The sequence below is a fragment of the Candidatus Gillettellia adelgis genome (assembly GCA_020541285.1).
Lineage (GTDB): Bacteria > Pseudomonadota > Gammaproteobacteria > Enterobacterales > Enterobacteriaceae > Gillettellia > Gillettellia adelgis.
In genome coordinates this window covers 784,290-798,211 of the sequence record CP047043.1, presented here as the reverse complement: position 1 = coordinate 798,211, position 13,922 = coordinate 784,290, and the positions used below count along the sequence as shown (strand labels likewise).

Genomic DNA, 13,922 nt, shown 5'->3' with positions numbered 1-13,922 from the left:
TATTACTTTATTAATTGTATCAACAGATTCACGTGAATGTTTCATGAATTAGACTGACGGCTTTAATAAGCGGTCAGTCTGGGTAGTCAGTATGAGGTAAATGCTATATGTATCTATATTATAATTAATGTTAGCTTTCCATAAGCGACGTTTATTTCAAACAACGGTTGGGTTCTGTATGTACATGCTATGATGAGCATGTGATATCTTTATCAAGATGTGCACGATGATCTATCTACAAATATTATGCAAGTTACTAACTTCGTAGGAAGGGTAATCGCTTAATCAGCTGTAGCAGGCTTGATTTTATCAAGATTTCGTGCTTCATGGTTTTTTTGTTCCTGTTTAACTGCCCGAGTGTGTTTTCGTAATCCGCACCAACCAAGAACCAATAGCATAGCTAATATCGGAACAGTGGCGATAGTCCACGTACCATTAGGATAATCTAAGGCCATCATAATAACTACAGATAATAAGAATGCCAGTGTTAACCAGGAGGTGAAAGGTGCTCCAGGCATCTTAAAGGAGATCGGTTTAGCACGCCCTGCATGGATAGCTTTGCGTAGATGCATCTGACAAACAATAATAAATCCCCAAGAACTAATAATACCTAGTGAGGCAATCTTTAATACGATTTCAAAGACTCTTGAAGGTATTAGGTAATTTAATAATACGCCGATTATATAGATCCCACAGGTTACCAGGATGCCTGAATAAGGCACATGCTGCTTGTTCATTTTTTTCATAAACTTAGGTGCAGAACCTCCCATTGAAAGTGAACGAAGAATGCGGCCTGTAGAGTATAAACCAGAATTAAGACTAGATAACGCAGCGGTTAGTACGACGACGTTCATGATGTTACTAACATATGGTACACCTAGTTTGCTAAAACAAGTAACAAACGGGCTTTGACCTGCTTGATATATATTCCAGGGTAGTAGTAGTACTAACATTAGCACGGAACCCACATAAAAAAACCCGATCCGCCAAATAACGTTATTAATTGCTTTTGGTAGTACTTTTTCTGGCTCTTGACACTCGCCAGCAGCAGTACCAATTAGCTCGATTCCAGAAAAAGCAAAAATCACACCTTGCACTAATACTACCGCTGGTAGCAGGTTGTGCGGAAACATCCCACCATTTTCAGTAATTAAATGCAGACCTGTGGTATTACCTGTCATCAAGGTACCAATACCCAGAAATACTAAACCAGTTATTAAAAAGAGCGAGATAGCAGTCACTTTGATGAGTGCAAACCAAAATTCTATTTCAGCAAACCATTTGATACCGATCATATTTATACTAGCAACCACTCCAAGAGCAAATAGTGCAAAGAGCCATTGTGGTACTTCGGAAAAAGTACCCCAGTAGCGCATATACAGCGCAACAGCAGTAATATCTGCGATGCCGGTCATCGCCCAATTAAGGAAGTACATCCAACCGACAACATAAGACGCTTTTTCACCAAGGAATTCTCGAGTATAAGATACGAAACTTCCGCTCGTAGGGCGGTGCAAGACTAATTCACCTAAAGCACGTAAAATAAAGAAAGAAAAAATTCCACACACCAAATACACCAGAGCTAAAGCTGGCCCAGCCATTTCAAGACCGACACCAGTGCCAAGAAACAAGCCAGTACCGATTGAGCCACCAATAGCAATCATTTGTATTTGTCTGTTCCCCATACTCTTATGATAACCTGCATCATGAGCATTTAACCAATGTCTCTGAACTATTTGCTTCTCACGTGTAGACTTGTTATGTAATTTCATTATGTATGCTATTCACCTGTCTATAATTAATATAATTAAGTAGAGGCGCCTCGCCCCACTGTTCATGGGGCAGTTCCTCTTGTTTGTCTTATGTGAAGTCTGTTTTACATTAATGAACCTCTGAGAAATACAATATGATTGTGTAATAATAGGTTATAGCTGTTTTCACCTAAGTAAAGGATAGAACGTTTATGGGTAAATATTCTGTCTTCAGAGGTTTAAAGAGTCTTATTATTAGATTGTGATGTTGGCAGTTATCTGATCGGCTTATACTTTGTATAACGTTATAACTGAATAATGTTAACGAGGTATGCTCAACTAGCAAATAGGCTTCCTGGATTTTTAGAAGCATTCAACTAAAAAGCCGTGCTGGATATTTTGAAGTTATTTGCAGCAATTCTACAATAACTACCCAGTCTAATAAGAAAGATATCGCGAATCAATGGGTTATGAATAAATTACTTCAATGTCACCCTCTAATATAACTCCGATTTACCTGTTTAATATCTTGGTAACATAATTACACTAGTATTTCTGACTATACAGCAATATAATACAGTCACACAATTTGACGATTATGATGCGTGAATAATCGCCGTGTTTATGAATAAGGTCTCGTCTCTTAACTAGCGCATGCTAGTTCTTATGAGGTAGTGAAGCAACTATAGATTCGTCCAACTCTGGAATATAAGAAACGACCAGGAGATGTTTTAGTATTACTAAAATTTCCGCTAGTGTTTTAAATGTTCATAAAATGTACTGAATGATGTGCTAGCACGTATTGTGTTAACCTAATTATATTATTATTAGTAGCTACTGCATAAGTATTAAAATCTGTCATAGCGATGACATTGGTTATCGCGTTTTAAGTGTGTTGATTACCGAAACCTGCAAAATAACTTCTACATTCAGGATATAATCATCTTTTTAAGCATTCTATGCTTGATTACCAGGCCAATCTTTAGTCTTTTAGTGCTTATTTAATCTTTTAAAAGATTTATATCAAGTCGAGCAACGTTTTTGATTATCTTTTACGATTCAAATTTCTTGATTAGAGATTGATAAACGAGTAAGTGGTGGCTCTTTAACTTTTTTGACTTTATATAAACGTCCTTGGTCGAGGGTCTGCATGGTAATTTTATTATAAATTCAGTAACAAATGCTGGAATTATTAAGTCATATAAATGCTTGACTTATTAAGTCATACAGTAGTCAACATGGAATGTTGTATATGTATTAGTGGTCTATTATCAAATTATTTACATACTAATATAAGATCGTCGAGAGTGTTTGTATTTATTTTTCCTATAACTCGCACTGCTTTAAATGTGTTTGAGCGTTTGTTAGTATTGTAGGCAGTTAAGTCACAAACTCATTAGTTGCTAAGGTGTGTCGGTTTAGTTGACTAGCCGCGTCTTAAAGGTAAGTGTACTGAACTGGCGGATTTTTCTTTTTCGGCATTAAACATCATTGCCGCTTAGGTGCTATTAGTCAATAACTATTCTATTCTTTCTAGAAGAGACATGAAATTCTTTACATACGGCCTACCTTACAATTATAAAATATACTGTGTTCTTCACAAAAAAATCTTAGTTTATCCTGTAAAAGTGATGCTTACCTTTTTTGTAGAAACGTAAACTTTAAACTCCTTTATTAAAATATTAGAAATACAAGTAAGTATAATTGTAAAAATCTATTTTACTAGCGTTTAAAGAGTAGACAAGTCAACTAAGGCTATTTAAAATTATTACCTGAATGTAGTGGTAGTATGTCAGGATATGCATGAATGTCTTCATAATATTCATGTGAATCCAGATAATTCTGGATATAACTGCTGTGTAATCATAGTATGGTGCATAAATTTATGAAATATCTCATAAGTATTTTTCTGCCAACCATATGGGCTATATTTTATTTGGTTAATGTACATAAGGGATCTGATTTATTTTCGGGTACGATTAAATAACTGTATCGCTAAGTTTTATATTGTAAAAGTTTTTTTCGTCTATTCCATGAATATAACGTATAAGTTCAAAAACATTCTGAAAATTATAAAGCTATTACATAGCTGTCTAAAAAATCAAGAACAGTCATATTGATTGATAATATTCAGCTAATGCAGGTAACCCATATGGTCTATGGATATAGATGTTTTATTAAACACCTGAATAACAGTAACTCGAGAAATCTACATCGATCTAAATATTGCAGGTATGTAAAATCTTGACGGTTATAACTAGAATAGTAATGCACAATATAACTATTTAGTAATAAAATTGCTTTATTATGCTCAGGAGAATTCACATAATCTTAGAATAGAAATATATCATCCTTGATAATGTAAGCTCTTACTGTATAAGATCATAAAAGACTCACTTATCATGATTGTGGTGTGACGCTAAAGCATGTTACTTTAAGTTAATTGAGCATAACTTATGATATAGACCAAGCAAAGTTTCATATGATTCTAATTACTTAGAAAATACATGTAGTGTGCGCTGTTCCTGATAGATTTATAGCAAATATTGACTGATAAAATAACATATGATTAGCAATGCAATGTCACTATGAAAATAAATTTTTCGAGAATTTATCTCGGATGTATATGTATTTAATCGACTAAGTTATTAGAAATTTCTTTTAGAATCGCAATTAAAATTATGTAATTACTGAGGGTATATTATTAAAATACAGCGACATATTGGTTGTATTGTTATATACGCATACTTAGATATTTTATGTGGAATAAATATTTTTATTAATATTTATCCTGTGCTAAAATCATTGCATAATAATCGCAATATTCTTTCTTAGTTGAAAAAGAGATATAAATATATAAAGCATTATTTAATTACACAGAGACATCATTTATGATCTTAATGATTAAGAATGTGAATTCTATAGAAAAATAAAAGCGTTTTTGTTCTGAAAAATATTTTTAATCCTAAAAAAATTCATGTTATAAACATCACTTAAAAGATAGTAATTATATTATGAAATATCTCTTGATAGAGCTACATATAATATTTACTTGACAAGAGTGAGATTATTTAAGTTATTCGAAAATTATGCTTATCATATAATGCAGATTAAAACCTTATATTTACATGTTTTCTTAGTTCTGGATCGTATGGATGATAAAATTGCACAATTCATTATGTATTAACACTTACAGAAATAGTAAGGGTATTAAATACACAGAAACTAGTTATTTAATTTCATCAATAAACAGTGCTTGTATAGTGAGCTGCTCAATTTACTGTGATAAAATTTAGTGCTTCAATAAGTATTCGGCAACTAAGGTATTTAAAATCTTCTGAGGAAGCCGGACTATTTAGATGAATATAACAATCTGCATCGCTCTAGAAAATATCACTTGTATCAAGTTTTGTGGGGCTTCAGGCATATTACTGAAGCTACTTAACTTTATAGTTTCTCTTTGTGATTACTCGTAATTATTTAAATTTTAAAAAGACAAAAACATTGTTGGTCTTTCGAGGACTATACAAACAATAAATAAGTGAAAAATCTAGTGCAGGTATACACAACTTGCATTATGATGATAAAATAGATTTTTGAAATTCTTATTTATATTGTTTAAAAGTATTAATTATTTGTATTCATTATTAAGTTTAAATATTTGTAAGTGACTACAAAATAGTCTACATGAATAGATAGACTACTTAAGTAGTATTGTATGTTAGTTTATTTACTCAATAAATATTTAAAAACTATCATATCACTTAGTGATATTAGGTATAATAATCCGGACATAACAACCGAGTTAAAGGCGTTAAGCAAGGTTAATTTGTGGCTATTTCTTCTACTTATACTGAACACTTTTAGGTACCTAGTGGTCAGCTTTTTAACTTGGGGAAAATATTACAGTGGTATAAAATTGCAGCGGTATAAAAAAGAAGTGTGCTGTGCTCTATAAGGATCAATTTACTTGATGTTTATTCTTAGTATGAAGTGCTACAAAAATAGTTTTAATACTGATTAAAGACAATAACTGTGAGAATCTCACCGTAAATCTGAGTAGCAGAATGGTTTTTATATGACAACACAGTTTAACTTACTCTTAGATGAATCAGTTAATTATGCGCTGATATTACCGTATAAAATTGCGTTTTTTTGCTTTGCATAGGCAAGTAATCGATGTTCTATTCATCGAATAGTTGTTGCTGTATAACTATAGGATTTCAGTTGTTAAGTTTTAGATCGTTAGATAATAGTCCTGTCACTAAGCTAACATACTCGTTCCTAGTGGAACGTGTTGCTAGCATAGCTTATTCACAATTTTGGTTAATTACATACTAAGATATTTAAGTGCTGTGAAAATTCTGTACTTTCAATCATTCAATAGACAGTCAGCTATCATAAAAACTTAATGCGCCAATAGTATTTATAGAGTATCAGCAAGGTCTATTTATATAAAAATGATATCTTATTATATAATGTAACCACTTGATAATTTAAACCACTTGGTATTTAAGTGCTTATTGCCAACGTTGATAAATTTCGTCCTTAATTATGCTACACACTCTATAAGTAAACATACATGATAGAATGTATTCACTGATAGTGCATTGGACGTTTAATGTTGTGGCATTAGAATACAGTGGTTTAAGCGAAAATGATTATAATTTAGTTTATATTTATTTGGGTTGCTATGAGAAAATAATTTCAGCAATACAAAGGCAAAATTTTTATAAAATGAACAATATAAGAAACTTCTCCATTATTGCCCATATTGATCACGGTAAGTCAACATTATCTGATCGTATTATACAAATTTGTGGCGGTCTAAGTGAACGTGAGATGTCTGAGCAGGTGCTAGATTCAATGGAGCTAGAGCGTGAGCGAGGGATTACGATCAAGGCGCAAAGTGTAACATTAAATTATACCGCAACAGACGGTAAAATTTATCAGCTGAATTTTATCGATACCCCCGGTCATGTTGATTTTTCATACGAAGTTTCCCGATCGCTTGCAGCCTGCGAGGGTGCGCTATTGGTTGTTGATGCGAAGCAGGGAGTTGAAGCTCAAACACTATCCAACTATTATGCTGCACTAGAGATAAATCTAAAAGTAGTAGTAGTATTGAATAAAATTGATTTGCCGGCCGCTGACCCTGATCACGTTGCTCAAAAAATTCAAGATATCCTGGGTATTGAGATTACTGATACAATGCGCTGCTCAGCTAAAACAGGAGTAGGTGTACCTGAATTATTAGAGCGTTTAATACATGATATTCCACCGCCGGAAGGTGATGCAGAGGCACCGTTACAGGCGCTAATTCTTGATTCTTGGTTTGATAACTATCTAGGCGTAGTTTCCTTGATTCGTATAAAGAATGGTACATTGTGCAAAGGCGATAAGATTAAAGTAATGAGCACAGGTCAAACTTATAACGTCGACCGTTTAGGTATCTTTACACCAAAAAGCATAGATTGTAAAAGACTCAATTGCGGAGAAGTAGGTTGGTTAGTTTGTGCGATTAAAGACATCCTTGGTGCACCAGTAGGTGATACTTTAACGTTAGCGCATCACGCTGCTCATAATATTTTGCCAGGTTTTAAAAAAGTTAAATCACAGGTTTATGCAGGTTTATTTCCTATCAATTTAGAAGACTACAATGCTTTTCGTAATGCATTAACCAAACTTAGTCTTAATGATGCCTCATTATTTTACGAGCCGGAGAGTTCGAGTGCGCTTGGTTTTGGTTTTCGCTGCGGGTTTCTTGGTGTCTTGCATATGGAAATTATTCAGGAACGTCTAGAGCGTGAATACAATCTGGAGTTAATCACCACTGCACCAACAGTAGTTTACCAAGTAAAAACTTTTGCTAAAGAGATTCTTTACCTTGATAGTCCGTCTAAATTTCCGTTGCTGAATACCATTCAAGAAGTGTGTGAACCGATAGCTGAGTGTCGCATCCTGATGCCGCAGGCATTTTTAGGTAGTGTAATTTCCTTATGTATTGAAAAACGCGGTATTCAAACGAATATGGTTTATCATAGTCACCAGGTAGCGTTGACATATGATATCCCTATGGCAGAAATTGTTCTAGATTTTTTTAATCGCCTAAAGTCTACATCACGCGGTTATGCATCTCTAGATTACAATTTCAAATACTTCCAGAGTTCTGATATGGTGCGTGTTGATATATTGATCAATAATGAACGCGTCGATGTATTGGCGCTTATTACTCATCGAAACCATGCCCAATATCGCGGGCGCGAACTGGTACAAAAGATGCAATCACTCATTCCACGTCAGCAGTTCGATATTGCGATTCAGGCGACAATAGGGACGCATGTTATTGCACGATCCACTGTGAAACAACTACGTAAAAATGTATTAGCAAAATGCTATGGCGGTGACATTAGTCGTAAGAAGAAGTTGCTACAAAAACAAAAAGACGGGAAAAAACGTATGAAGCAGATAGGAAACGTCACACTACCACAAGAGGCGTTTCTTGCAATTTTGCATATTGGTAGAGATACAAAGTAATAGTATAAAGCTTGTTGAATGAGGTGATTTTCATGATGAATATGTTTACCCTAATCCTAGTGCTATCAACATTAATATCTGGGATTCTTTGGTGTTTTGATCGCTTTAAATGGGTATTTTCCCGCCAAGAGAAGACTGTGACTATCGATATAAAGACCATTAGCACTGCAGACGATAATAAATCAACTAATACGACTAAGCAGTCGGTAGGTTGGTTAGAAGCAGTTGCATCGGTTTTTCCAGTATTACTTTTAGTATTGCTAATACGATCATTTATTTACGAACCTTTTCAAATTCCGTCCGCATCCATGACACCAACATTGCTGATTGGTGATTTTATTTTAGTCAAGAAATATGCTTACGGCATAAAAGACCCCGTTACTCATACGACATTGATTGAAACGAGTCATCCAAAGCGTGGTGATATTGCGGTATTTAAATATCCACTCCAGCCAAAACTAGATTATATTAAGCGTGTGATTGGTTTGCCTGGCGACCGTGTTATTTATGATCCGGTGAGTAAGCATGTAATTGTACAGCCTTCCTATAATAAGCGGTCTTGTAAGAAAATATTGACAGCTACCTATAACGATTCGCAACTAAGCGAATTTGTACAGTTTTTTAACTATAGGGGCACGAGAAAGATTAACAATGGTTCTTATCAGAGCTCAAATAGCGACAATGTGTTACAGGATAGTATTCGTTTGCGTCAGTGTCAGGAAACGCTAGACAACGTGTCTCATGCTATTTTAAATACACCTGGCATACAGGACCAGGTATTAGCTTATTACCAACAACCTGGTAAACCTATAGCAGCCTGGGAAGTCCCAGCTGATCATTACTTTGTCATGGGTGATAATCGAGAAAATAGTGCTGATAGCCGTTATTGGGGTTTTGTGCCGGAGAAAAATCTGGTAGGTAAAGCTACAGTTATCTGGATGAGTTTTGAAAAGCAAGAAAGTGCATGGCCTACGAATTTTCGATTAAGTCGCATTGGTTCTCTTCATTAATCGTCGTTTATACTTTATGATAGATAGGGGATACACGCAGACTTACATTACTCTATATTGTAGGGTATTTTGTCAATCAGCTAAATTAAATGCCTTGTGATTAGTTGCGATCGAGATAACAGATTCAGAGTCAGTATAGACAAAAATAAGCGTGCTTCCTATTTCTACAAATTTTGATATATTCTTGATTATTGGTACAGCATGAATCCCATGATAATAAATAGTCTGCAGAAAAAGTTAGACTATACTTTTCAACAGCAAGAGATATTGTTACTTGCTTTGACTCATCGTAGTGCCAGCAGCAAACATAACGAGCGTCTTGAGTTTTTAGGTGATTCTATTCTTAGTTTTGTTATCGCTAATGCTCTCTATCATCGTTTTCCTCTGATAGACGAAGGGGATATGAGCCGCATGCGTGCTACATTGGTTCGTGGCCATACTTTAGCGGAGATAGCCTGCGAGTTTGAATTAGGCGAATGTCTACATCTTGGTCCAGGAGAAATAAAAAGCGGCGGTTCTCGTCGCGAGTCAATCCTGGCAGATACAATAGAAGCATTGATTGGTGGTATATTCTTAGACAGTAATATACAGCGTGTTGAACGTCTAATTTTAGGTTGGTATCGTAGTAGATTAAATAAAATTAGTCCTGGCGATAAGCAGAAAGACCCAAAAACTCGACTGCAGGAGTTTTTACAGGGGCGTCACTTACCTTTACCTATTTACCTAGTAGCACAGGTTCTTGGTGAGTCTCACGATCAAGAATTTACGATTTATTGCCAAGTGAGTAGTTTAGATGAACCTGTTATAGGTGCCGGTTCAAGTCGTCGTAAAGCTGAGCAGGCAGCAGCGCAAAAAACATTAAAAAAACTAGGCCTGGAATGAGTGAAGAAAAAAAATATTGTGGTTTGATTGTGATAGTTGGGCGTGCTAACGTAGGAAAATCTACGTTGCTAAATCAACTCTTAGGTCAAACAGTCTCCATTACTTCGCGTAAACCGCAAACTACTCGCCAGAGTATTATAGGTATTCAAACAGTAGGAACATACCAGGCTATATATGTTGATACTCCTGGTACATATATTATAGAAAAAGGTGCGACCAATCGTTTAGCGAATCATATAGTTAGTGGTTCAATCAACGATGCAAAATTAGTGATCTTAGTAACAGAAGGTACTAATTGGAATGATAATGATGAAAGAATAATGAGCAAGTTGCGTCGTCTAAAACACCCGGTACTGTTAGCGATCAACAAAATCGACAAGATCACTAATAAATCCAAGCTATTATCGTATATTGCATATCTTAGCAAAAAGATGAATTTTCTAGATATAGTGCCTATTTCTGCTAAAAAACAAATTAACCTTAATGTTATCACTAATACCGTACATCAACTTTTGCCGGAAGCGGAACATCATTTTCCAAAAGATTACATTACTGATCGTTCTCAGCGTTTTATGGCATCAGAGATTATTCGTGAGAAGCTAATGCGTTTTTTGGGTGCAGAATTACCATACTCTGTGATGGTGAAGATTGAGAGGTTTGTACTAAATAAATATTCTGGTTATCATGTACATGGCCTACTTGTTGTGCAACGTGATAGTCAAAAAAAAATAGTTATCGGAAAAACAGGAAGAAAAATTAAAACTATTAGTACTGAAGCCAGACAGGATATGGAAAAGATATTTAACGCTATAGTGCATCTTACACTATGGGTACAAGTCAATCCTGACTATACCGGCGACCAGTGTGCATAGTGGAGCTTAGACTAAGTTAAGAATTTTCAGTGATGTTGTCTAGATAACTAAAATATATTACGCTTTTATATGATGTTGTTCGGTGTGTATATTCCAATAGCTACTGTATATAAATAATTTTTCAGATAATTAAAATATAGCAAAATTTTCATTATCTTTGATAATTTAGATATTTTCTCCGAAAAACTGCATAAAACATATGTGCACTGTACCGGTTCAAATAAATTTACGTAGTGTTTTTAGATATAGATTTGATCTATTACATTATATTGGTTGATACATGGCTAGACGATTAATTCTGCTAATTAGAGAATAAATACTTAAATATACTCAAGAGTTAATAACATTAAATAACTATTTAGTATCTAGGGTAAATATAGTGTAACAGCATCATCCATGTTGACAGAACGCTATGAAAATTATCATAGGAGTGTAATCGTTATAATTCTGCACTATTTATTCAAAGTGTACATGTGATATAACTAAAATTTAGTATATTAGTTTTGTCAAAAATCTGGACAGAAAAAAACAGCAGAAACAGTATATATGTAAATAGCATAAAATGCTTTATTTAAAAGATGCTTATTATATTTTAGTGACAGAAATACCATCGAGTAAACATTCATTGAGTGTTACTCTAAAAAAAGCTTAATACGTTGAGCATGCGCTTAAATTACAAAATAAAGATTATTAATTCCAGAAGATTATACTAGCACATAGCTTTGGTAAGCACGGGTAACTAATGCATATAATTATTGATAGTGCAATAGATATAAGTAATCTACAGCATCAAAAATTTATTTATAAAATTAAATATGCATAGATTATTGCATCAACAGAAATGGAATGCTATATCATGTTTTATCTATGTAATTATTGACGTGTAGCTTTTGTGAAACATATAAGTAAGTTGCTTGACTTTCTTCTTCGAAGTTTGAATTTAATTTCATTAAACAGCCATATAAGGATGTAATTATTAAGTAATGGCTTTCTATGTCTCCGTAGAATAGCAGCATTAGAGTTTTTATAATGAGTATTATCACGTGTGTAATCAGTAAAGATGTTGTTTCATAGAACAACATCAGTCATTGCCGTTCAATATTAAACGCTTAATCACCATAAACATGAATATATTTTGATGCTAAGACATATTAGCCACTTTGCTTGTAAAATAGTTACTCAGCAAATCATAGCACACGATCAGTGCCAAGTTTAAGCGCACAACGTTGATGAGTATTTTAGAATATCTTAAGAGCAATTTTATCAAAAAATAAAATTTCACCTTTTTAAAAGTATATTTTATATTAATCGTCTGGATAACTGCTGACGTAGTATAAGGTGATGTACTCTACAGGAATAGAATTATTTTAACTAATAGATGTAAGACTCTATCTAATGTATAGATATGTGTAACCTCATTTAGAGGTAGATGATGACAGTAATTTATATTGTAAATTTAAACTTAATAACCGCCGACTCACACACTACCAGATACAGTTTATGATCGTTCCAATACGATTCAAGATCAAGCAAGTCCATGGGTGACTTATGGGTGGATATATTAGGTTCATACCTAACTAACACAGGGAAAACCGCTGAATTTTGCTGACTATTTTATAGAATTTAGTGAATGTCTCGAGACAATCTGGCTTTCCACTCGTTCTTATCCTTAATTTAATACTTGAATGAGTAATATAAGTAGGTAATCAAACGTGTGAATTTTGCGTGATATATTTCATTAAATATTAACATTATTATCGGTGGTATAGTTTATATAAATCATAAAGAAGTACTCCATACGCATCAAGATATAGTAGTTATTACCGTTAATCGCCTATTATAACATACTACAAAAGAAGCTTTCGATTACCGTGCTTTAGAAATATTTATTCCTCGATGCAGTTGATTATATGCTTGAGGTGATTTTAAAAGATATAATAATTATCTCTGCAAACTTACTGACGCAAGCAGACTTACTGTTGCGCTGTATAAAAGGTAACACGATCCGTAATTTTGCTAAACTTTCTGACTAAGCCAGAAGATATCAACGTTGAGTTTGAATACTACGCACATAAAAATTTCGTAATAGTAGTATTACACCGATAATGTATAGCATCAAATAATGTTATTAGTGTGCTTAATTAAATAACTTGGCGTATATCTCTGATATTGATTCGCAAACGTAAACAAGCTTATGCATTTAGTAGCTGCGCTACGAAAATCAGGCATAAATAGCTGCGTTTTAAAGATGCAAGAGTTGCAAGCTAAGCGCAATACAACGGTAAAATATATGATAGACGGTTTTTGAATGTGCTAATCGCTGCTGATATCGCTGTATGTGGGTTAGATATCATAAATCGCACTCATGTATTTAATTTTGATATGCCATGTACCTCAAATGCTTATCCTGCATCGAATTGACCATATCGGCCGTTCCTGTCGTACAGGTATCACTATTTCACTAGTTGCAGAACATGATTACTTGTTATTAGACAATGTAGACTGTTATTTAAAGGAAGTCATTAACATAATGGAGCATCCGCTCGCTTTATCCAATAACACAAGCGCCAAGAGATAAAAGCAATAATAAAACTACAAAGAATGTTTTAGTTGAAAAGAATAAAAGATTAAGCGAAATATAAAGCAATAACAAAAATAAAACTGCATGATAATAATGTTAGAAACATCAAAAAACATTGTTAAGATACCGCTAAACATGAAATAATATAAAATATTACTAATTTGTAGTACATATTAATTACTGTAATAAAATTACACTCACGAAGAATTATAAAATAATTGCAAATATCTAATAGGCGTACTGTATACTAATACATTTTATCTCTTAATTATATAAGTTATAGTTACTC

The 13,922-nt window shown here is 33.8% G+C and carries 6 protein-coding genes; 5 read left to right on the top strand and 1 reads right to left on the bottom strand.

What is annotated here, in order from left to right; genetic code table 11:
* Nucleotides 1–281: 281 nt before the first annotated feature.
* Nucleotides 282–1,772, bottom strand: a complete 1,491-nt coding sequence (gene ansP / locus GIY03_RS01725) for an L-asparagine permease (RefSeq protein ID WP_457913436.1) — start codon at nt 1,770–1,772, stop codon at nt 282–284.
* A 4,716-nt stretch (nt 1,773–6,488) separates the two neighbouring features.
* Here ansP and lepA point away from each other — a divergent pair.
* The 5 genes from lepA (at nt 6,489) to GIY03_RS01700 (ending at nt 13,473) form a co-directional block, all read left to right on the top strand.
* On the top strand, nt 6,489–8,288 hold the full coding sequence (lepA, locus tag GIY03_RS01720) for a translation elongation factor 4 (RefSeq protein ID WP_457913435.1): 1,800 nt from the start codon (nt 6,489–6,491) through the stop codon (nt 8,286–8,288).
* Nucleotides 8,289–8,320: 32 nt separating this feature from the next.
* Nucleotides 8,321–9,298: a signal peptidase I gene (lepB, locus tag GIY03_RS01715; RefSeq protein WP_457913434.1), complete on the top strand. Its 978-nt coding sequence runs from the start codon at nt 8,321–8,323 to the stop codon at nt 9,296–9,298.
* Nucleotides 9,299–9,499: 201 nt separating this feature from the next.
* On the top strand, nt 9,500–10,180 hold the full coding sequence (gene rnc / locus GIY03_RS01710; RefSeq protein WP_457913433.1) for a ribonuclease III: 681 nt from the start codon (nt 9,500–9,502) through the stop codon (nt 10,178–10,180).
* A complete protein-coding gene (gene era, locus GIY03_RS01705) occupies nt 10,177–11,052 on the top strand; it encodes a GTPase Era (RefSeq protein WP_457913432.1) in 876 nt (291 codons plus the stop codon). Before rnc ends, era begins: the two co-directional genes overlap by 4 nt.
* A 2,310-nt stretch (nt 11,053–13,362) precedes the next feature.
* Nucleotides 13,363–13,473, top strand: a complete 111-nt coding sequence (locus GIY03_RS01700; RefSeq protein WP_457913970.1) for a hypothetical protein — start codon at nt 13,363–13,365, stop codon at nt 13,471–13,473.
* Nucleotides 13,474–13,922: the final 449 nt, after the last annotated feature.

What these genes read in the sequence shown, in the direction of transcription:
- ansP (WP_457913436.1), bottom strand. Translation starts at nt 1,772, where the DNA reads ATGAAATTACATAACAAGTCTACACGTGAGAAGCAAATAGTTCAGAGA.
- lepA (WP_457913435.1), top strand. Translation starts at nt 6,489, where the DNA reads ATGAACAATATAAGAAACTTCTCCATTATTGCCCATATTGATCACGGT.
- lepB (WP_457913434.1), top strand. Translation starts at nt 8,321, where the DNA reads ATGATGAATATGTTTACCCTAATCCTAGTGCTATCAACATTAATATCT.
- rnc (WP_457913433.1), top strand. Translation starts at nt 9,500, where the DNA reads ATGAATCCCATGATAATAAATAGTCTGCAGAAAAAGTTAGACTATACT.
- era (WP_457913432.1), top strand. Translation starts at nt 10,177, where the DNA reads ATGAGTGAAGAAAAAAAATATTGTGGTTTGATTGTGATAGTTGGGCGT.